The following is a 19,097-nucleotide window of genomic DNA, read 5'->3' on the forward strand; positions in this document are numbered from 1 at the left end:
GGAAATGCGAGGAGGATTGCATGCTATTTCTGGGAGTTGACTGCGGCACGCAGGGAACCAAAGCGCAGATCATCGATGAAGACGGTAACACGCTCGGGCGAGGACAGGCTGCCCATGACCTGATCGAGCAGGCCAACGGGGCACGGGAACAACAGCCCCAATGGTGGATCGATGCCATGATCACCGCCGTCAGGGGCGCAATCAAGGATGCCGATATCGACGGGAGCGCAGTGACAGCCCTTGGCATTTCCGGCCAGCAGCATGGCCTTGTGGTGCTCGATGATGCGGCCCAGCCCATCCGCGCCGCCAAATTGTGGAATGACACCGAAACCGCCCCTCAGAATGAAGCACTGATTGAAGCCTTTGGCGGTCGCGCCAGCTGGACCAGAAAGCTCGGCATCGTACCGCGCACCGGTTACACCATCTCCAAGCTGCTTTGGCTCAAAGACAATGAGCCAGACAATTTCGCCAAAATCGCGTCCATCCTGCTGCCTCACGACTATCTCAATTTCTGGCTGACCGGTCGCCGTGTTGCCGAATATGGCGATGCATCGGGCACCGGTTTCTTTGATATCCGCAGCCGCAGCTGGGCAGCAGAACCGCTGGCCCTGATTGACGGCGGCACGGGTTTGCTGGAACGCGCCTTGCCAGAATTGGTCGCTGCCGACGCACTGGTTGGCCCTCTGACCGACGCTGCAGCAGAGGCCTTGGGCCTTTCCACCAACTGTCAGGTCTCGGCAGGGGGTGGCGACAATATGATGGGCGCCATCGGCACGGGCAATGTCCGCCCCGGTGTGGTGACCATCAGCCTTGGCACCTCGGCCACCGCCTATTGCTATTCCGACCAGCCGGTGATTGATGACAAGGATTGGGCTGCGCCCTTCTGCTCCAGCTCCGGCGGTTGGCTGCCCCTCATTTGCACGATGAATGCCACCAATGTCACCACCGGCATGGTCCATGCCTTTGACAAGGATATCAACTTCCTCTCCGATGCCCTGCTGGCAACCGAACCGGGCGCAGGCGGCCTCACCTTGCTGCCCTATCTCAATGGCGAGCGCACCCCGGACCTGCCCACCGCAACCGGCAGCCTGCTCGGCCTGCGCAGCGACAATATGAGCATGGAAAACCTGACCCGTGCGATGGTTGAAGGGGTCAGTTTCGGGGTGATTGGCGGCATGAAACGCATCCTCAATGGCCGCAAGGCCGAGCGGATCTTCCTTGTTGGCGGGGGCGCCAAAAGCGCGCCGTGGCGTCAGCTGATGGCGGACGCAACAGGGGCTGAAATTGTCGTGCCACTGGGCGAGGAAGCTGGCTGCCTTGGCGGTGCATTGCAGGCCATGTGGGCAATCAAGAAGGCAAACGGCCAACCCGAGAGCCTTTCGGACATTGCCGAACGCTGCATTGCCGTGGATGCTGAGAAAACCACCAAACCCGACACATCCCGTCGGGCCGCCTATGAGGCAGCCATGCAACGCTATGGCGAGGCCTTAATGACCTTGCACGGCCTCTCTTCTGACTAAGCAGGCAGATAAGGCAACAAGCAAAGCGCCGGCAGCCCGCAACTGCCGGCGCTTTTGTTTCAGCGATTGGTTGAGGAAGAAAGGGGTTGACCCGGCTCGATGGTCCAGTCAAAGCCACGCTTGAGCCGAAAATCCCGCGGCGCGACGCCGATATAGCGGATGAAATTGCGGTTGAAGGTCGAGAGCACATCGAAGCCCACATCATAGCTGATCGAGGTGATCGGGATGCGGGTTTCAATCAGCAACTGGCAGGCCTTATAGATCCTCAGCCGATTGATATATTCCTGACAGGAGCAATTCAGACTCTTGGCGAAAAACCGCGAGAAGGTCGAAAATGGCATCCGCTCCCGCTCCGCCAGCAAGCCGCAGGTCAGGTCCGGGCGGTTAAAATTTTCCGCAATATACTCCAAAATCGCGTCGATCCGCTCGGTATGTTCCAGCGGAATTTCCGGCATAGCTTCGCCCAGCAACCGGCGATCCTTGTCGGCAGCCAGCACGGCAAAAATCTCGAAAAACAACGCAAGACGCGACAGACCAGACATATTGATCAGACGCTGCAGCAAATCCTGCACGATCTGGGACGTTTCCATGGTGAACTCGATGCCCGAGCGGGATTGATGCAGCAGAAACTCGAACTCTTTTGTCCCCTCGAAATCGCCGATGCAATTTTTCGAAAAGGCCTCGGAAAATTGCAGCACCATGTCGCGATTTTCGATGAACAGGCTGTCTTCGCGCTCACTGCAGGCCGCATCGGACACCCACATATGCGGCAGGTTGGGTCCCATCAACACCAGATTGCCCGGCTCGAAGCGCCCCGCATGGGTGCCGACAAAATAGGACCCGGTGCTGCGCCGGATGATGTGGATTTCATATTCCGGGTGATAGTGCCAGCCGGTGAAGGGATAGGGATAATTGTGCGAGAAGGCAAGCACGCTGCGATCCAGTGGCGCAACAATGACTTCCCTGACCAGATTTGTTGTGACGTCGACATTCTTCAGCAACACCACCTCCTGACGACCGGCGCATTCCAACCGCTTCCCCTGACGGGAAAACCGATCTTCATCTAGCCAAATCGGCAAGCAGATGCATTGATTTAAGTCGCTTTGCAGCACGGTCCCATCGGGGCGATTACGAGACGGCCAGCCCCTCGATCCATTGCCGCTGGGCACCATGGCACCTTGCGGCTGTCAAATGGTCAATAATCCTTTGCCGCACTCTGGCAAAGGGAACGACATGCCCGTGCTGGATATCCTCGCACAGCAAGATGTGAAAGCCCATTTCGCTCTCCAGAACGCCGCTGAGCGTTCCTTCATCCATCATAAAAAGAGTCTCGTCGAGAAGGCTGTAAAGCTTGCCGCGTGGCACAGATCCAAGCCGTCCGCCGTCAAGCGCCGTCGGACATTCCGAATGCTGTTTGGCAAACTGTTCGAACTGCGGCACCGAGCCATCCAGTTGATCGCGGATGGCTTCGATCTTCAACCGGGCCTTGCCGCGGACATTGTCGGCGAGCGCCTCGTTGACGGTGATCAGAATATGGCGGACCGCTCGGGTTTCGGGCATCAGAAACCGCTCTTGATGGCTGTCATACCAGCGCTTGGCCTCCGCGTCGCATGGGGTCGGCACATCCTGCACCACCTTGCCCAGAACCGCGTCCACCCACAATTCGCGCGCCAGTGCCAGTCTCAGGATTTGCAAATCCAGCCCGTTTGCCAGCAGATCCTGCTCAAAATCCAATGCACTGTCATAGCGGGCCCGAACGCTCTCAACGGCTTCATCGATCACCTTTTCAGACAGAAAAACATCCCATGCTTCCCGGCTCGATAGAACGGTGCTTTCGATGGCCATGGCTTTTTGAGCCGTTTTCTCGATCACTTGCTGCTGCTCTTCGCTCAACTGATCGAACCGGCACTCAAAGGCAGACAAGGCCGCCCGCATCAAGTGATGGGAAAAGACACCTGCCTCATTCTTGTCCGCCCGATACATGCCATCGCCAATCACACAGTCACCAATCATGCCCGTCTCCAACCACACAATCCTCAAGCGCACTTTCCGGCACCAAGAGCGTCCGGCCAGGGAAACGCACGTGATAGGCCACGGATCCGACCGCCTCAAGCGTCGCCGCGTCACGCAGCACTTTCAGAATTTCCCCTTTCGCCCCCTCCTCCACGATCACGTTGCCCTTGATGCCAAGCGCCAGACGTGCCGTTACCACTTCGCCATATTCATAACGGCTTGGTGTCCAGTCCTCTTCAATCGATAGCAATTCCCGATCGCGACAGCCAACAATCCGGTCTTCATCGGTGAAATGCACCGTATAGATCACCTGATCCTGCAGGAAAGTGCCCACATCACGCACCACCCCGGTTGAGCCGCGCCGGATCAGCAAGGTGCCGGTCTTTTCACCCGGATAAGTGCCGTCATTGCGCACATTGCGCAGGACGCGCACGACATCACCATAATCAAAGCGCGGAGGCGGCAGAGCAACGGCACTCATTTCAACAACTCCTCCAACGGAACAAAAGCAGGTTGCGACGCCTTGAAGACCTTGAACACCTTCTCGGTCTGGGCATCGGATTGGACGAAGTCTTGATAAGCAAGGCCGAGCTGACGAGTATAATAATCCCACCAGGCTTCGCCAGAAACCGGCCCATCCCGGTCCAAAGTGAGATAGTCATGGAAGCGCTGCAGGATATGCAGACGATTGACTGTCACGACATGGGGATCATAGGCAATGTCGAAATAGTCCAGAAACTCCTCTGCACTCGACAGATCCACCAGATCCGCTTCAATTTCTTCATTTCTCATCGGGTTCTCCTGTCTGTTGTCCAGCCTAGGCGGCACGCCCTTCGCTAGCCAGATCACGGTGAAAAGCCAACAGATCTGCCTCGTTCGGCGACCTTTTGTAGATTTCCGCAAAGCGCCGCACCCGGGTCAGGATCTCCAACGCTTCGGCCACCGACAGGGTCAGCCCCAGCTTTTGATAAACATGCAGCACCGCCCGCGTGCCGGAATGTTTGCCGAGCACCAATTCATGCTGACGCCCCAGCGTCAGCGGATCGAGGCCCTGGTAATTTTTGGGATCCTTGACCAATCCGTCGACATGAATGCCGCTCTCATGGGTAAAGACACAGGACCCGACCAGGCTTTTCTGATGTGGAACCGGCCTGCCCGAGGCCGTTGCCACCAACTCCGACAAGGCGTGAAAGCGCCGTTGATCGACGCCTGTCTCAAAGCCGTAAAGGCTGGCTGCTGAGGCGACAAACTCTTCCAGCGATGCATTGCCCGCCCGCTCCCCAAGGCCGTTCACCGTGGTGTTGACATGGGTCGCACCACCGAGCGCGGCAGCCAGACTGTTGGCCGTTGCCAGCCCGTAATCATCATGGGCATGCATTTCCAGCTCCAGATCACTATTCTGCCGCAGCGTACGAAAAATCTCCGCGGTGCCAAAGGGTTCGAGAATCCCGACCGTATCGGCGAAGCGGAATCGCTGAGCGCCTGCGGCTTGAGCCACATCCAGCACCGACAACACAAAATCAAGATCAGCACGGGAGGAATCCTCACCCCCCACCAGCACTTCAAAGCCTGCATCGAGCGCCATCGGCACCATCCGGGCAATCTGGGTCAATACATGGTCGCGGTCCCGTTGCAGCTTGTGCTTGATCTGCTGATCGGACATCGGGATAGACAGATCGATCATTTGCACCCCGAGCCCCTTGGCGGCCTGCAGATCCGCTTCGCACATCCTGCACCAGACAATGGTGCGGATATCCAAATTGAGTGATGTGATCGCGCGAATGGTCTCTTGCTCTTCTAGCCCCATCGCCGGAATGCCGATCTCCAATTCCGGCACCCCGGCGGCGGCCAGATTGCGGGCAATGTCGCATTTTTCCCGCTGAGTGAAAGCAACGCCTGCCGACTGTTCCCCGTCGCGCAGGGTGGTGTCATCAATGACGATTGTCCGTTTCTTGCCCATGGCAAACACTCCTTGTCAGGCATAAGCCGGGTTGAAGGCCTGATCTGGGCTCTCGACCGGTCCGTTGGTGCCCCAATAGGGCGAAAGCGAGCGCAACTGGGCAACGATCGGCGGCATGATATTGATCACCCGGTCAATCTCTGCTTGGTTCGTGTTGCGCGAGAGGGAAAAGCGGATCGCTCCATTCATTGCCGTGTCGGGAATGCCCATTGCCCGCATCACATGCGACGGCTCCTGTGATCCCGAGCTGCAGGCAGAGCCGGATGAAGCCGCCACACCCATTTTGTTGAGCAGCAGCAACAGATCGTCCCCTTCGACAGCGTCAAAAGCGATCATGCTGGTGTTGGGCAAGCGATTGTCTGGATCACCGGTCACGAAGCAATTGGGAATAGCGGACAGAATGCCGTCCTCCAAGCGGTCCCGCAAAATCCTCACGCGGTGCATCTCGTCCCTCATGACGCCAAGCGCCATATCGCAGGCTTTGCCAAGCCCGATGATGGATGGAACATTTTCCGTACCAGCCCGGTGCCCACGCTCCTGATGCCCGCCACGCAACAATGGCCGGAACCGGGTGCCACGCTTGAGATACAGAACCCCAATGCCCTTTGGGGCATGTAGCTTATGCCCCGACAGGGACAGCATATCGACGGGCAACCTTTTCAGATCGATTGGCACCTTGCCGACCGCCTGCACTGCGTCGGTGTGAAACAACACGCCCGCATCGGAAGCCAGCGCCGCCATCGCGGCGATGGGGAACAGGGTGCCAGTCTCATTGTTGGCCCACATCACGGTCACCAGCGCCACCTTGTCGCTCAACAAGGCTTTGTAGGCATCAAGATCAAGCCGCCCGCGCATATCCACCTTGAGATAATGAACGCGATAGCCGTCTTGCTCGAGACTCTGACACAGAGACAAAACCGCCGGATGCTCCACATTCGTGGTGATGATTTCGCGCCGCGATGGCTGCGCTTTCAAGGCGGATAGGATGGCGCAATTGTCCGCTTCGGTGCCGCAAGAGGTGAAGATGATTTCACTCTCATGAGCCGCCCCCAGCAAGGCCTGAACCTGCTGGCGAGCTGCCTTGACCGCACGTGCCACCCCATTGCCGAACTGATGCAGGCTGGACGGATTGCCAAACTGCTCGGTGAAATAAGGCAACATCGCCGCAACGACCGCCTCATCAACCTGCGTGGTGGCGTTGTTATCAAGATAGATGCTGCCCATGACCACTTGCTTCACTCCTTCGCCAGAGCGTCGACAGAAAGCATCACAGGCGGTTTCCTTTTCAACTGACTGGCAGGCAGCACCTGAACAAAGTCCCCCAGCGCCTCGACTATTTTGTCCTGCACCCGCGACAGGGTGACGGACGCCAACTGGCAACCGACACAAGCGCCCTTCATGGAGACAAACACCTTCTTGCCATCCACTTCCACCAGCTCCATGTCCCCCCTGTCAGCCTGCAGCATCGGCCGAAATGTTTCGATGACCGCTTCAATGGTCGCAACGCGCCCTTGCGGATCTGGGCCCTTGACGGCCTCCAAGTGCTTTGTCATGACGGTCTCCTCGACAGGCCAACCAGCCGATCCATCCGGATCAGGCGGCAAAACTCTTGCCGCAAGAACACATCGATGCGGCATTGGGATTGGTGAAGGTGAAACCGGAGCCTTCAAGGCTCTCTGCAAAGTCGATCTCGGTACCGATCAGCATCTCGGCATTATCCGGCACGACATAGAGGGTGATGGCCCCCGTCTCGACCACATGGTCTCCCTCTTCGGGGCCCGCAACCAAGGCGAGTTTGTATTGAAGGCCTGCACAGCCGCCAGAAATCGCGGCGATCCGGAGACCGGTGAGCGGGTTCTTGGCATCGGCCATCAGCCGTTGCAAGACGTCCTGAGCTTTGTCGGTAAGTGTGAGCATTCTGTCATCCTTGCAATCTGTCAATCAAACTGATCAGAGCATTGCAAGGGCTATGCCAAGGCAGGCAATATAGATTAAATATATGAAATAATTAACAAAAGCCATTGATCGACCCAATCATTCCTTTGTCGGATTTGCGACAAACAAGCTGCATTCTCGACAGAAGCCTTTGGCACTCTGATACAAAAATGGGGCCAGCACAGGCCGCCCCTTTTTGTCTTTCTTATGCCCTGTCCGGCTCAGGCGGCTTCCGCCGTCATATGGGTGAAGCAGCTCTTGGGGCAAATTTTTGAACAAGCCTCACAACCAATGCAGTCATCCCGGTTTTTCAGCGCCATGACCATGCTGGTATCATCCGAAAAACCATCATCATCATCGTCATCGCCGAACGGATCGTCATCATCCAGATCGTCATCCTCATCAAGCCCGAGGCTTTCCCGCTCGACCAACTCGAACACATCGCGCGAACAGACGCGGAAACAGCGGCCACAACCAATGCATTTCTTGGCGTCGAGCGCCTCGACAAATTGCGGCACCCATTCCTCGCCGCCCAAGGTCAATCCAACAATCACGCTCATCTCACGCCCCTTCCATCTTGGTTTCAGCCTGTTGGAGCACGGCTTCCGCCTCACTCCAGAGCTTGCAGGCCTGATAGGTTTCCTCAGCCAGCGTCGGCAGTTCTTCAAAGGCAGCGGGCAAGCGATCTTCAACCAGATCATGCAGTTCCATTGCCTTTTCCGATGCGACCCTCTTGGCTTTTCTGACAAGCTTGATCAGGGCCTTCCTATCCGCTTCATCCATCTTTTTTGGTCCTCACAATTTGGCGACGTCGCGATGGGCCTCGACGAGGGCTGCAGCCTTGTCGATGATCTTGTTCGCCTCGCTCTCCATGGCCTCAAGGGACTTGAAGCCAAAGCGATGGACATCGCGCAGCGTTTTGTCCGAGACAATCAGCTTGCCGACCGCGATCAGGGCACGGCCAAAGCCTTCATGGGTGATGTTGACAATCGGCACCGCCATCAGCCCGGTCCGCGCTTCGATGCTGGCCGACAGCGCGTTGTACCAGGCCTTGATCCGCGCCATCAGCTCCTCATCCGGGTCGCCAATGATCGGCACCGCCCGCTTGCGTTCCTTGGTCATGATGAAAGGATCAATGATTTCATGCGCCCCGACTTGATCCCATATGCCGTAGGAGTCGATGGCCCGCATCTGACGCAAAATCTCGACTATAAAGGGCGATTTCAACGCGGGATCATCCTTGTCGACCACCAGTTCGTCATCCATATCAATCAACATTGTCACTCACTCCAACCTTCCTCTTCCATCGCGTCAAACCGCTTGGCATCCGGCCCGTTGGCAGCGTTCAGCGCCCGCAAAATCCAAAGCGCCGGATCATGGCTGAGCTCATCCTGCAGCAAGGCCAATTGCGCCTTGATCGGGGTGCCATCCGCCACCTTGATCGGCTGCACACCAACCTGTTTCAACTGTCCGATGGCCGACGCTCCCACGGCCCGGCAATAGAGCGCAGCACAATCCTCCAGCGCCTTTACCCGCACCGCCAGCTTGTCCTCATTGCCATCCATCGCCGCTTCACCAAAGCTGATGCTCTGATGGAAATGCGCCTCGTCGCGCGTCACCAGAAAGACCGCCAGATTGGCACAGGTGCCAAAATGCTGATCCACATGCTTCTGATCCGAGGTGGCAAAGGCCACCCGCAAGGCACAGTCGGCAAAACCGTCTTCCATATCCTGATCCAGCAGGGTCAGCCTTCGCATGAACTGTGCCATGGCCCTCACACTCCCTTGGTCGGTTTGGCGCTTGGTGCCTGCGCATAGATCGAGCGATAGGGCGCGACCGCGCCGGGATCGGCGGTCACCAACAGATTGGCGACATCAAACAGGGTCTGGCGGCTGCCGCGATAACCGACCCAGCATTTGGCTGGCGCACCGAATGTGTCGAACTGCGGGAATCCGGCTCGCAACAGCGGAAGCCCAAGGCGCTCGGCGCTGGCAACACAATGACTATTGCCGATCACCAGCTCTGCAGCATCCTCTGCGGCAAAGGCTTCCAGCTCTTCCAGATCGCCAATCTTCACCCGCTCGGTCATCATCCGCTTGAGGATCGGGGCGTTCGAGGGCGCAATGGCCGCGACCACTTGCGCCCCCATGCCCACCAGCAAATCACTCAATGCCTTCAACAAATCCGGCTCAGCGGCCAGGGCCGCCCGGCAGCCCCCCAGGTGAAAATGGCTGTCCAGCATCGCATCCTGCAATTGCTGGCGCTGCCGCTCCAGCCGCGCAGGCACCGGCTGGCCCGACAGCGCATGCAGACTGCTGATCAGACGATCCGTCGCTTCCAGCCCCATCAGATGGTCAAACCGGATGTCGGGTACGCCCGTTCGCTCATGCAACAGATCGGCAGCCTGTGTCAGGCTGTCGCCAATCACCAAAGTCGCCCGCGCCTTATGCAATATGTCGAAATCCCCGACGCAGGTGCCCCCGGTCGTCAGCGGATTGAAATCCCGCTCATTGAGGTGCCCATCAAGGCTGGTGGAAATATCCGGCAGGACCAGCGGAATGAGACCGAAGGCTTCCACCAGTTCCTTAACTTCATCAATATCCGCAGGCGTCATCGAACCATTGACCAAAATATTGACCTGCCGATTGCTGGCGATGCCGCCTTTGGTTTCCGCCTCTGGCACCAGCCGGTTGATCATTTGATAGACCGCCTTGGCAAAGCCGCTTTCCATCGAGCCGACATAATCGGGTGTTTCCACCGGTACCACGGCAGTCGATCCGCATTCTGGGTGGGTCTTGCGAAAGACCGAAACGAGCCGCTGAACATCTGCCCCTTGTGTCTCCGACAGACCGGTGGTAGGCAGACCGATCAGCGCCGGGGCAAATTTCTCATGCAACACCTTCAGCCCCTCGACCACATTGTCATCGCCCCCCATCACGCTGCTGACCTGATCCATCGCGGTGGTTTGCAGCGGCACAGGCTCGCGGAAATGGCCAATAAGGAATATTTTCCCATATGCCGTACATCCTTGCGCCCCATGCAGCATGGCGATGGCATTGCGGATACCCAGAAAGGCCAGCGCCGCCCCCAGCGTGCTGCTGGCTTTCAGCGGGCTGACAGACAGCGCCTTGTTGCGTTTGACTATCTTGGTCATGACCTTACTCCGCTGCCTCGATCGCTGTTGCATCCTTCCATGGGGCAGGCGAGCGCACCGCCTGCCAGACAGGACTGTCCATGGCCTGAGCAATCTGTTCGGCAAAGGTGATCATCCCGTCATAGCCCGCATAGGCATGCTCGCGCTCCTGATTGATATGCAGGAACGGGATCCGGGCTTTGAGTGCCGTATACATATTCCGCCCGCCCGCAATCAGAATATCCGTATCCGTCTCATAGACCATGTCGATCAGCGCCCGCGGGCCCTGACTTTCATCCAGCATCCGGGTCTTCTCGCCCATCAGGTCACGGATTTTCTGCTTGTCGGCTTCGGTTGATTTGCGGGTCGAGGTGGCCACCACCTCCATGCCCAGATCCTGCAGCGCCGAAACAATCGACCAAGCTTTCACCCCGCCGGTATAAAGCAGCGCCTTTTTACCTTTGAGCTTCTCGCGCCAAGGGGCAAGTGCGGTCGCAATCCGCGCTTCTTCGCGCGCAATCAGCTTTTCGGTCCGCTCGCTCAGGCTCGGATCATCAATCAGCCGGGCAAAGTCCCGCAAGGCAAGGCTCATGTCGCGGACGCCATAAAAGCTGCCCTCAAACCATGGGGTGCCATAGCGATCGTTGAGTTTGCGGGCGACATTGATCATCGCTTTGGAGCAGACCATCATATTGACCTCGGCCCGATGCATGCATTGGATATCGCGGAACCGCGCATCCCCGGACAAAGTCCCCAAAATCCTCAGGCCCAGCTCATCAAATAACGGCAGCACATGCCACAGCTCGCCAGCGATGTTATATTCGCCAATCAGGCTGATATCATGGACCTCAATGCCTTCCCGCTGGAGATGATCGGGCACCGGGTCAGGCTCGCGGGTGCCGATCACATGGCGCACCATCGCATCGCCCGCGATCCGGTTGCCAAGATTTTTGGTGCCATAAAAACCCGCTGCATCGACGGGAACCACCGGCACACCCCAGCGTTTTTCCGCCGCCTTGCAAACCGCGGCAATGTCATCGCCAATCAGCGCCGGAACGCAGGTATTATAAACAAACACCGCTTCGGGATCGTGGCTGTCGATGGCCTGTTTGATGGAATGAAACAGGCGCTTTTCGCCCCGGCCCATAATCACATCCTGCTCGGTCATGTCAGTGGTGAAACCGAGTTTATACAGCTGCTCGCCGGAAGATTTGCTGCCTCGATTGTCCCATGCACTGCCAGCGCAGGCGATCGAGCCATGAACGATATGAGCCACATCCGCAATTGGCAGAAGGGCAATCTGAGCGCCGTCAAAACAACAGCCCCCCGCCGCCGCTCCGGGCTTGGGCCGGGCACAGCCGGATTTGGACTGGTGATTATGCTCACAGGCTGGCTCATCAAGGAGCGCTGCAATCTCGCTTTGTTTCATCTGCCACAAACCCCGCTTGTCAAATGCATGTCGCAAACACTTTGCAAAGGCTATGCCAAAAGGTAACCCATTGATTTATTGATATTTCAACAGTTGGAATTTGTCGCAAACCCGACAGGAATGCCCCAATCTGTCAGAAGCTGTAGGGATAGCGGATCCAATGCTCCAGCACCGCAAGATCCTTCTCCGGCAGATAGCGGAAGTCATCGCGATGGTCGGCATAAACCGTCATGGCGATCTGCGGCCAGACCTTCTTCTCAGTCAGCATCGCGAAGTACCAAGCCATCGGAAAGCCAGCCTTGCGATCATAGTCATGCAGATAATGGCCCAATTCCGGCCCGGACAAGGCCAACACCACCGGCCCCGGCACAGGCAGCGACTTGATCGGCAGCGGTGTCGCCTCGATCTTGCGCTCGCCGAAACGATCCATGAAGGACAAGAGCTTCAAGACGAAATGGTCGCAAAAGCGCCCCTTCGACGCCGCGCTCGATTTGTCCCATTCTTCCAGAAACCGGATATAGCGCAAATCCGACCCTTCTGATGCCACCTGTTTGGCGACCAGCTCACCAATATCGGTGATCGAGCGGAAATCATATTTTGCTGCCCCCAAAGGCCGCGCCTCGACGCGCGCAGCAAAGGCCCCGGCAGGGTCAAGCAGATCCTCGATATCATCGGGCACCTGATCGTCAATGAACAAAGGATGGTCGACCACTTCGGTCAGTTCCTCGACTTCCAACTGCACAAAGCCCGCCGCCCCGTCTCCATTCGGGGCGACGAAATAATGGGTCTGACCATCAAACCGGGTTGTGAAATAGCCTTCCGCGCCAAACTTCTCATAAAGGGCAAAGACATCATGATCACATGCATCCTCCGCCCATTGGCGCAGATTCATCGCCACCCGGTTAAAACCCGCATCCACGACACCACCAATCCGGTGCCAGTCCGAGCGTGTGGTGCGATAGCGAAAGGTGTAATCAGGCAAGATGGTGCTGACGGCCTCGACCAGAGACACATGATGCACGCCGGGAGGCACCATCCGGCAAATCCTCTCCAGTGACTTGGTGCGTGGCTGCATGTCTATCATGATGGATTGTCTTCCACCTCCCCTTGTTCTAATTCGGCAATCACGATCCCCGTCGCCTGCTCCACTTGGCTGGTAAAGGCAATGCACCCCCCGCCGCTGGTGACCAGATAGAGATTGAAAGCGGCCGCTTCACGCACCGGCTTTGCAGCGACAATGTCGTCATCCTGACAATAGGTGAAATGAATGTCTGGCCAGTGCGATCTGAGGCCAGCGGAAATATCCGGCCCCAGCACTTGGCCAGCCACCCGCGCGCACACCCCATCCAGAACAGCGTCATCAATCACGCGTCTTCCTCCAGAAAGCCCGTCAGGGTCTGGGCTTCCTGCCCCATCACCCGCGCCAACCAAGGCGGTGGGGATCCAGCCAGAACGCTTTGCAATTTGGCCAACAGGTCGCGCGCTTGCCCGCCTTGGGGCTGCTTGATCGGATGAATGTTGGCCCGCACGACCTTGGCCGCAGCAGGCCCACCAATCGACATAACGGCCAGCACCTGACAATCTGCAATCAGCGACGCCCGCCACTTATTCTTGTCCTCGACATCTTCTGGCTCCTCGTTGCGCCGCACATCGATCAATCGCTGTTCCGTTCCCGACAATTGATAAATGAGGAAACGGCGACAGGACCCGAAATGCCCATCCAGCTCCTCGGCCCCATTGGAGGCACAAGCCACCCGGATCGAGCCGGGCATGTCCCCTTCCTGATAGGGATCGAGAGTGAAGTCATCGACATCCGCATCCACCCCTTCCCCTTTAAGCAGACGCAAGACGGCTTTGAGTTGATCGGACGGAATGGGGATCAAGGTCTCCCCGCCTGCCTTGCGAAAGGCCTTCATGCCGAGCTGCGCAACTTTTGCTTCCGTCATCGGCACCCCGACAGCTTGCACAAGGATATCGATCAGCGACCCTGCATCCACGTCCGGCAAGTCTTGCGCCGCCAGTCCGATTCGCAGAGCCATTTCTCTGGACAAGGCTTCAGTCATTGGATCTTCCCCATAGTGAACCAACCAAAAGGGTTTGAAGAGTGAAGGAGTGCGCTTGCCAACCAGGAAGCAATCGCCAAGACGCACCCCCTCGTCGCATTCATTCAGCCGGAATGATGCAACCATCTTCAAAGCACAATTCAAGGCATTTCGGCGCGTCAAAGCTGCCCTCACACTCGGTGCATTTGGATGCATCGATGGCATAGACACCCTTGGACGGGGAAATTGCCCCGGTCGGGCATTCCGGCTCGCAGTCGCCACAGGCGGTACAAAGATCGGCGTTAATCATCATGGCCATGGTCTGGCTCCTTTCATTGAGAGGAAGGACTATCCGCGCTTGAAGCGCAGGGTCGTTGGAAAAGCGGGTGGCGGGGAAATCGGATCGATATAATATTTGGTCCCGTCCGAGAGCTCGATCACCCCGCCCCAGGCGTCCCCATTGTCGGTCTCAACGGAGGCAATGACCTCTTCAAGATCCTTTTTGGCGACATAAAAGAGCAGCTCGCCCTTGTCGTTGTGTCGAAGCATGACATTTGGCATCAAAACCTCCTTCGCCGCGCCCGCATCCCCCGCTGCCAAGGACGGCAACGAGGGACAAAAACGCAGCTTGTGTCGGCGCCTTAGCGCACCAGATCATAGTTAAAGTCGGTCGAACCCATGATCATGGTTTCCCTGTCGAGCTGTTCCAGCACCGCGTTGGTCAGGGTGGTCAGAATGGTCATCGCCCCCTCATAGCCAAGGGTGGTGGCCCGATGCAGATGATGGCGATCAAAGATCGGGAAGCCGATCCGGATCAAAGGCACACGGAAGTCTTCGCCCTTGCGCAGGGTGTCACGCTCGATGAACTTGCCGTAGCTGTTGCCGATCATGAAATCGGGACGATCGGTGAAGATCAGCGACCGCATATGCCACAAATCCTTGCCGACATGGACCTCGCAATTGGCCCCGTAAGGGCTGTCTGCGAGCATTTTATCCATCGCCTTCTTCCAGCGCTTGTTGGCATGGTGGCAGAGAATATGCCGCGGCTCGGCCCCCAATTCCAGCAAGAAGGCGGTCATGCCCATGACAAAATCGGCATCGCCCCAGAGCGCATATTTCTTGCCATGCAGCCAAGCGTGACTGTCGGTCATCATGTCGACCAACCGACCGCGCTCCAGCTCCAGCGACGCCGGGATTTCCTTGCCAGTGATCTCGGCAATAGTCATCAGGAAATCATCGGTCGATTTCAGCCCCATTGGGATATTGATGGCTGGCGTGTCATGCTTCCAGGTATTCTTGGTGAATTTGCGCGTCTTGACCGACTGCCAAGGCTGCAACAAAAGGGTGTCCTTGGCATTGGGCGCGTCTTTCACTTCATCCTGCGTGGTGCCACCCGAATACATCCGGTACTTGCCATCCGCTGGCGTATCGAGCACCTCGGATGGATCGCAGAGCAGCGAATAATCGACGCCCATTTCTTCCATATAGCGGCGCATGACACGGTAATTGCCCAGATAGGTCTCAAAGCCCGGCACGATATTGATCTTGCCATTCGAGCCGACTTCCTTGTCGTCCATACTATTGAGCGTGAAATAACGGATCGTGCCTTCGAACATATTGTCCCAGCCGGTCGTGTGCGAGCCGACAAAGCTTGGCGTATGAGCAAAAGGCGTCGGGAAATCGGCCTCGATATGGCCTTCCTTCTTGGCGTTGCCGATGAAGGCATTGAGGTCATCGCCGATAACCTCGGCCATGCAGGTGGTCGACACCATGATCATGTCCGGCTTATACAGCGCCTTGGCATTTTCCAGCCCGTCAAACATGTTTTTCTGGCCGCCAAACACCGCTGCATCCTCGATCATCGAATCCGAGACACAGGCGATAGGTTCTTTGAAATGGCGGTTGAAATAGGTACGGAAATAGGCAACGCAGCCTTGCGATCCATGCACATAAGGCAAGGTCTTCTCAAAGCCGAGCGAACAGAGCACCGACCCCAGCGGCTGGCAGGCTTTGGCCGGGTTGATGGTCAATGCCTCGCGCGAAAAATTGAGGTCTTTATATTCCTCGGTCGTCGTCCATTCGAACACTTCATCAATCTTGGCCTGATCGACCCGATTTTCAAACAAGGCCTGCTTGTCGCCAAGGGACTTGGTATATTCCTCTTCCCGAAAGAGAGGATAGCTGGGTTTGATATTCTCTACAGTCTGACTCATTTGGTCCTCCTTCGCGCCACCAATGCGTGAACAGGCGAAGTGTTTGAGAAATTGCGCTCGGCCAGACCCCACTTCGGCTCTGGCCGCTATGGGGCTTATTCAGCGGCAATCGCCGCCGGCTCACCCGCCCGCTTCCAAGGCGGTGTCAGGCTGTCCCAGCATGGATTATTCAGGGTCATATCCATGTCGCGTGCAAAGATGGCAAAGCCGTCATAGCCGTGATACGGGCCGGAATAATCCCAGCTATGCATCTGGCGGAACGGGATGCCCATTTTCTGAAAAATGTATTTTTCCTTGATGCCCGAGCCGATCAGGTCCGGCTTGATGCGATTGACGAAGGCTTCGAATTCATAGCCGGTGACATCATCATAGATGAGGGTGGCATTGCCCATTTCAGGGATCGTCCGGTCGTAATCGTCATTATGGGCAAACTCATAGCCGGTGCCGACCACTTCCATGCCCAGATCTTCATAGGCCCCGATAATGTGGCGTGAGCGCAGACCGCCCACATAGAGCATGACTTTCTTGCCTTCCAGACGCGGCCGATATTTGTCGACCACGGCCTGCCATTCGGGACGATATTTCTCGATGACCCGTTCGGCACCTTCCTTGATCTTGTCGTCAAAATGCGAGGCAATGTCGCGCAAGGCTTCTTCGATCTTGGTCGGGCCAAAGAAGTTATATTCCATCCATGGCACGCCAAACTTCTCTTCCATATAGCGCGAGATATAGTTCATCGAGCGATAGCAATGCAGAAGGTTCAGCTTGGCTTTCGGCGTCTGTTCCATTTCGGCCAAGGTGCCATCACCGGACCATTGGGCAATCACCCGCAAGCCCATTTCCTCAAGCATGATGCGCGAGGCCCAGGCGTCACCACCGATGTTATAGTCGCCAATGATGGTGACATCATAATCGGTCGCCTCGAACTCCTTGCCCGTTGCCGGATCAATGATCCAGTCGCGAATGGCATCATTGGCAATATGGTGCCCCAGCGACTGGGACACGCCGCGAAAACCTTCGCAGCGCACAGGCACGACCGGCTTGTTCAACTGATCGGCCTTCTGTTTGGAAATGGCCTCGATATCGTCACCAATCAGACCAATCGGACATTCGGATTGGACCGAAATCCCCTTGGCCAGCGGGAACAGCATTTCGATCTCGTCGATCAACTTGTCGAGCTTTTTGTCGCCACCAAACACGATATCCTTTTCCTGAAAATCGGAAGTGAAATTCATCGTGCCGAAGGTATTCACCCCCGTATCACCGACATAATAGTTGCGGCGACCGGCGCGGGAATATTGGCCACAGCCGACCGGGCCGTGGGAGATATGGATCATATCCTTGACTGGACCCCAGACCACGCCCTTCGAACCGGCATAGGAACAGCCACGAATGGTCATAACGCCGGGCAGGGATTTGCGGTTGGAAGTGATACACTTGCTCGATTTTTCGAGATCAGGATCGTTGACGGCCAGATGCTTGGCGCGGTCGGTCTGCGCTTTCTCCGGATAGACCTCAAGCACTTCCTGGATGAGCGCTTCGGTTTCTTCTTTTGTCAGATGTGACATAGGGGTTCCCCATTGTGAAGGCGGGGACCAATCCGTCCCACACCTTGTGCAACATTTCAGGGTGTCTGATAGAGACAGGTTGGCGCGGTCAGGCAGCGGCCCCTGCATTGTCAGCGGTCTGCCCGACAATGCTCTCGTCTTCCGGTTCCATGATGCCGAATTCCATCAACAATTCTTCCAGATCGTCCATGGAGATCGGATCGGGAATGACGAACTTGTCGTTGTCGATGATTTTCTGCGCCAGATCGCGATATTCTTGCGCCTGCTTGGCTTCCGGATCGAATTCGATGACAGTCATGCGGCGAATTTCGGCATGCTGCACCACATTGTCACGCGGGACGAAGTGGATCATCTGGGTGCCAAGCTTGGCGGCCAGTGCCTCAATCAGCTCGTCTTCGCGGTCGGTGTTGCGCGAGTTGCAGATCAGGCCAGCCAGACGAACGCTACCGGAATTGGCATATTTCACGATGCCTTTGGAAATATTGTTGGCCGCATACATGGCCATCATTTCGCCGGAGCAAACGATATAGATTTCTTGCGCCTTATTCTCGCGGATCGGCATGGCAAAGCCACCGCAAACAACGTCACCAAGAACATCGTAGAAGACGAAATCAAGATCTTCCTCGTAGGCACCCTCTTCTTCAAGGAAGTTGATGGCTGTGATCACACCGCGACCAGCACAACCAACCCCAGGCTCTGGACCACCGGACTCGACGCATTTGATGTCGCCGTAACCGACTTTGAGCACATCTTCGAGTTCCAGATCTTCAACAGACCCGGCTTCAGCCGCCAGATGCATAATGGTGGTCTGGGCTTTTGCATGCAGGATAAGGCGGGTGGAATCCGCTTTCGGATCACAGCCGACAATCATCACTTTCTTGCCGAGCTCTGCAAGTCCGGCAACGAGATTTTGCGTGGTGGTGGACTTACCAATGCCACCCTTCCCGTAAATTGCGCATTGACGAAGTGCCATAGGTCTTCTCCTTGGTGACTCGTTTGGTTCGTGTGTTCCACGAACAAACAGGTTCGCGAAACGGCGTCTGCCAATCGAATTTGCAAGGGGTGTGCCAACTTTGTTGACGGCACCTATCCACATGAATTTAAACGATAAATTTATCAATATACGGATTTATACGGCAAGGCAGAGATACGACAATTTCCAAAATTCTTTGTCGCAGATTTTACAGAATGTCTGCCCATTGTCGGGCATCACGCAAAATGCCCGCAAATGCGACAATGTCACATCCATTCGCCTGACCAGACCCTGATTGTCAGCTTTGTGAC

Annotated in this window: 23 protein-coding genes; 1 reads left to right on the plus strand and 22 read right to left on the minus strand. The window is 56.7% G+C overall.

The window, feature by feature from the left end; genetic code table 11:
* Window positions 1-20: 20 nt before the first annotated feature.
* Window positions 21-1,520 (plus strand): xylulokinase, encoded by a 1,500-nt coding sequence (gene xylB, locus FDK21_RS15690; RefSeq protein WP_138149696.1) that lies wholly within the window; start codon window positions 21-23, stop codon window positions 1,518-1,520.
* Window positions 1,521-1,579: 59 nt separating this feature from the next.
* Here the strand turns inward: xylB and FDK21_RS15695 are convergent, their stop codons facing one another.
* The 22 genes from FDK21_RS15695 to nifH all read right to left on the minus strand — a co-directional run bounded on the left by FDK21_RS15695 (window position 1,580) and on the right by nifH (window position 18,786).
* Window positions 1,580-2,521, minus strand: a complete 942-nt coding sequence (locus FDK21_RS15695; RefSeq protein ID WP_171022119.1) for an AraC family transcriptional regulator — start codon at window positions 2,519-2,521, stop codon at window positions 1,580-1,582.
* A 127-nt stretch (window positions 2,522-2,648) separates the two neighbouring features.
* Window positions 2,649-3,533 (minus strand): nitrogen fixation protein NifM, encoded by an 885-nt coding sequence (gene nifM, locus FDK21_RS15700; RefSeq protein WP_138149700.1) that lies wholly within the window; start codon window positions 3,531-3,533, stop codon window positions 2,649-2,651.
* Window positions 3,523-4,014: a nitrogen fixation protein NifZ gene (locus FDK21_RS15705; RefSeq protein ID WP_114011029.1), complete on the minus strand. Its 492-nt coding sequence runs from the start codon at window positions 4,012-4,014 to the stop codon at window positions 3,523-3,525. Before FDK21_RS15705 ends, nifM begins: the two co-directional genes overlap by 11 nt.
* Window positions 4,011-4,325: a nitrogenase-stabilizing/protective protein NifW gene (locus tag FDK21_RS15710; RefSeq protein WP_114011030.1), complete on the minus strand. Its 315-nt coding sequence runs from the start codon at window positions 4,323-4,325 to the stop codon at window positions 4,011-4,013. The genes FDK21_RS15705 and FDK21_RS15710 overlap by 4 nt, the downstream gene beginning before the upstream one ends.
* A gap of 25 nt (window positions 4,326-4,350) precedes the next feature.
* Complete coding sequence (gene nifV, locus FDK21_RS15715) at window positions 4,351-5,493, minus strand: homocitrate synthase (protein WP_138149702.1); 1,143 nt, start codon at window positions 5,491-5,493, stop codon at window positions 4,351-4,353.
* 15 nt (window positions 5,494-5,508) lie between these two features.
* Window positions 5,509-6,717: a cysteine desulfurase NifS gene (gene nifS, locus FDK21_RS15720; RefSeq protein ID WP_138149704.1), complete on the minus strand. Its 1,209-nt coding sequence runs from the start codon at window positions 6,715-6,717 to the stop codon at window positions 5,509-5,511.
* An 11-nt stretch (window positions 6,718-6,728) separates the two neighbouring features.
* Complete coding sequence (locus tag FDK21_RS15725) at window positions 6,729-7,046, minus strand: NifU family protein (protein ID WP_210238809.1); 318 nt, start codon at window positions 7,044-7,046, stop codon at window positions 6,729-6,731.
* Window positions 7,047-7,086: 40 nt separating this feature from the next.
* Window positions 7,087-7,410: an iron-sulfur cluster assembly accessory protein gene (locus tag FDK21_RS15730; RefSeq protein ID WP_138149708.1), complete on the minus strand. Its 324-nt coding sequence runs from the start codon at window positions 7,408-7,410 to the stop codon at window positions 7,087-7,089.
* Window positions 7,411-7,649: 239 nt separating this feature from the next.
* A complete protein-coding gene (gene fdxB / locus FDK21_RS15735; RefSeq protein WP_138149710.1) occupies window positions 7,650-7,988 on the minus strand; it encodes a ferredoxin III, nif-specific in 339 nt (112 codons plus the stop codon).
* Window position 7,989: 1 nt separating this feature from the next.
* A complete protein-coding gene (locus FDK21_RS15740; protein ID WP_138149712.1) occupies window positions 7,990-8,211 on the minus strand; it encodes a CCE_0567 family metalloprotein in 222 nt (73 codons plus the stop codon).
* Between the two features lie 12 nt (window positions 8,212-8,223).
* The gene (locus FDK21_RS15745) at window positions 8,224-8,706 is read right to left on the minus strand and encodes a NifX-associated nitrogen fixation protein (protein ID WP_246657599.1); all 483 of its coding nucleotides are present in this window, start codon (window positions 8,704-8,706) and stop codon (window positions 8,224-8,226) included.
* A gap of 2 nt (window positions 8,707-8,708) precedes the next feature.
* Window positions 8,709-9,197, minus strand: a complete 489-nt coding sequence (locus FDK21_RS15750; protein ID WP_198663024.1) for a NifB/NifX family molybdenum-iron cluster-binding protein — start codon at window positions 9,195-9,197, stop codon at window positions 8,709-8,711.
* Window positions 9,198-9,202: 5 nt separating this feature from the next.
* The gene (nifN, locus tag FDK21_RS15755) at window positions 9,203-10,582 is read right to left on the minus strand and encodes a nitrogenase iron-molybdenum cofactor biosynthesis protein NifN (RefSeq protein ID WP_138149714.1); all 1,380 of its coding nucleotides are present in this window, start codon (window positions 10,580-10,582) and stop codon (window positions 9,203-9,205) included.
* A 4-nt stretch (window positions 10,583-10,586) separates the two neighbouring features.
* Window positions 10,587-11,990 carry a nitrogenase iron-molybdenum cofactor biosynthesis protein NifE gene (nifE, locus tag FDK21_RS15760; protein ID WP_138149716.1) on the minus strand — a complete coding sequence of 468 codons (1,404 nt, stop codon included), beginning with the start codon at window positions 11,988-11,990 and terminating at the stop codon, window positions 10,587-10,589.
* Between the two features lie 133 nt (window positions 11,991-12,123).
* Complete coding sequence (locus FDK21_RS15765; protein ID WP_138149718.1) at window positions 12,124-13,074, minus strand: hypothetical protein; 951 nt, start codon at window positions 13,072-13,074, stop codon at window positions 12,124-12,126.
* Entirely contained in the window at window positions 13,071-13,358 is a 288-nt protein-coding gene (locus FDK21_RS15770; protein WP_114011040.1) for a DUF6129 family protein, read from the minus strand. The genes FDK21_RS15765 and FDK21_RS15770 overlap by 4 nt, the downstream gene beginning before the upstream one ends.
* Complete coding sequence (locus FDK21_RS15775) at window positions 13,355-14,053, minus strand: dinitrogenase iron-molybdenum cofactor biosynthesis protein (RefSeq protein ID WP_114011142.1); 699 nt, start codon at window positions 14,051-14,053, stop codon at window positions 13,355-13,357. The genes FDK21_RS15770 and FDK21_RS15775 overlap by 4 nt, the downstream gene beginning before the upstream one ends.
* A gap of 100 nt (window positions 14,054-14,153) precedes the next feature.
* Entirely contained in the window at window positions 14,154-14,384 is a 231-nt protein-coding gene (locus FDK21_RS15780; RefSeq protein ID WP_342635057.1) for a 4Fe-4S binding protein, read from the minus strand.
* The gene (gene nifT, locus FDK21_RS15785) at window positions 14,381-14,593 is read right to left on the minus strand and encodes a putative nitrogen fixation protein NifT (RefSeq protein WP_114011042.1); all 213 of its coding nucleotides are present in this window, start codon (window positions 14,591-14,593) and stop codon (window positions 14,381-14,383) included. Before nifT ends, FDK21_RS15780 begins: the two co-directional genes overlap by 4 nt.
* An 80-nt stretch (window positions 14,594-14,673) precedes the next feature.
* On the minus strand, window positions 14,674-16,245 hold the full coding sequence (gene nifK / locus FDK21_RS15790; protein ID WP_138149720.1) for a nitrogenase molybdenum-iron protein subunit beta: 1,572 nt from the start codon (window positions 16,243-16,245) through the stop codon (window positions 14,674-14,676).
* Between the two features lie 95 nt (window positions 16,246-16,340).
* Window positions 16,341-17,813: a nitrogenase molybdenum-iron protein alpha chain gene (gene nifD, locus FDK21_RS15795; protein WP_138149722.1), complete on the minus strand. Its 1,473-nt coding sequence runs from the start codon at window positions 17,811-17,813 to the stop codon at window positions 16,341-16,343.
* An 88-nt stretch (window positions 17,814-17,901) separates the two neighbouring features.
* Window positions 17,902-18,786, minus strand: coding sequence for a nitrogenase iron protein (gene nifH, locus FDK21_RS15800; RefSeq protein ID WP_138149724.1), 885 nt, complete (start codon window positions 18,784-18,786; stop codon window positions 17,902-17,904).
* Between the last annotated feature and the right edge of the window lie 311 nt (window positions 18,787-19,097).

The sequence above is a fragment of the Cohaesibacter sp. CAU 1516 genome (genome assembly GCF_005771485.1).
Classification (GTDB): domain Bacteria; phylum Pseudomonadota; class Alphaproteobacteria; order Rhizobiales; family Cohaesibacteraceae; genus Cohaesibacter; species Cohaesibacter intestini.

Excerpts from the sequence above, each read along its gene's own strand:
- xylB (WP_138149696.1), top strand. The coding sequence starts at position 21 with ATGCTATTTCTGGGAGTTGACTGCGGCACGCAGGGAACCAAAGCGCAG.
- nifM (WP_138149700.1), bottom strand. The coding sequence starts at position 3,533 with ATGATTGGTGACTGTGTGATTGGCGATGGCATGTATCGGGCGGACAAG.
- FDK21_RS15705 (WP_114011029.1), bottom strand. The coding sequence starts at position 4,014 with ATGAGTGCCGTTGCTCTGCCGCCTCCGCGCTTTGATTATGGTGATGTC.
- FDK21_RS15710 (WP_114011030.1), bottom strand. The coding sequence starts at position 4,325 with ATGAGAAATGAAGAAATTGAAGCGGATCTGGTGGATCTGTCGAGTGCA.
- nifV (WP_138149702.1), bottom strand. The coding sequence starts at position 5,493 with ATGGGCAAGAAACGGACAATCGTCATTGATGACACCACCCTGCGCGAC.
- nifS (WP_138149704.1), bottom strand. The coding sequence starts at position 6,717 with ATGGGCAGCATCTATCTTGATAACAACGCCACCACGCAGGTTGATGAG.
- FDK21_RS15725 (WP_210238809.1), bottom strand. The coding sequence starts at position 7,046 with ATGACAAAGCACTTGGAGGCCGTCAAGGGCCCAGATCCGCAAGGGCGC.
- FDK21_RS15730 (WP_138149708.1), bottom strand. The coding sequence starts at position 7,410 with ATGCTCACACTTACCGACAAAGCTCAGGACGTCTTGCAACGGCTGATG.
- fdxB (WP_138149710.1), bottom strand. The coding sequence starts at position 7,988 with ATGAGCGTGATTGTTGGATTGACCTTGGGCGGCGAGGAATGGGTGCCG.
- FDK21_RS15740 (WP_138149712.1), bottom strand. The coding sequence starts at position 8,211 with ATGGATGAAGCGGATAGGAAGGCCCTGATCAAGCTTGTCAGAAAAGCC.
- FDK21_RS15745 (WP_246657599.1), bottom strand. The coding sequence starts at position 8,706 with ATGTTGATTGATATGGATGACGAACTGGTGGTCGACAAGGATGATCCC.
- FDK21_RS15750 (WP_198663024.1), bottom strand. The coding sequence starts at position 9,197 with ATGGCACAGTTCATGCGAAGGCTGACCCTGCTGGATCAGGATATGGAA.
- nifN (WP_138149714.1), bottom strand. The coding sequence starts at position 10,582 with ATGACCAAGATAGTCAAACGCAACAAGGCGCTGTCTGTCAGCCCGCTG.
- nifE (WP_138149716.1), bottom strand. The coding sequence starts at position 11,990 with ATGAAACAAAGCGAGATTGCAGCGCTCCTTGATGAGCCAGCCTGTGAG.
- FDK21_RS15765 (WP_138149718.1), bottom strand. The coding sequence starts at position 13,074 with ATGATAGACATGCAGCCACGCACCAAGTCACTGGAGAGGATTTGCCGG.
- FDK21_RS15775 (WP_114011142.1), bottom strand. The coding sequence starts at position 14,053 with ATGACTGAAGCCTTGTCCAGAGAAATGGCTCTGCGAATCGGACTGGCG.
- nifT (WP_114011042.1), bottom strand. The coding sequence starts at position 14,593 with ATGCCAAATGTCATGCTTCGACACAACGACAAGGGCGAGCTGCTCTTT.
- nifK (WP_138149720.1), bottom strand. The coding sequence starts at position 16,245 with ATGAGTCAGACTGTAGAGAATATCAAACCCAGCTATCCTCTCTTTCGG.
- nifD (WP_138149722.1), bottom strand. The coding sequence starts at position 17,813 with ATGTCACATCTGACAAAAGAAGAAACCGAAGCGCTCATCCAGGAAGTG.
- nifH (WP_138149724.1), bottom strand. The coding sequence starts at position 18,786 with ATGGCACTTCGTCAATGCGCAATTTACGGGAAGGGTGGCATTGGTAAG.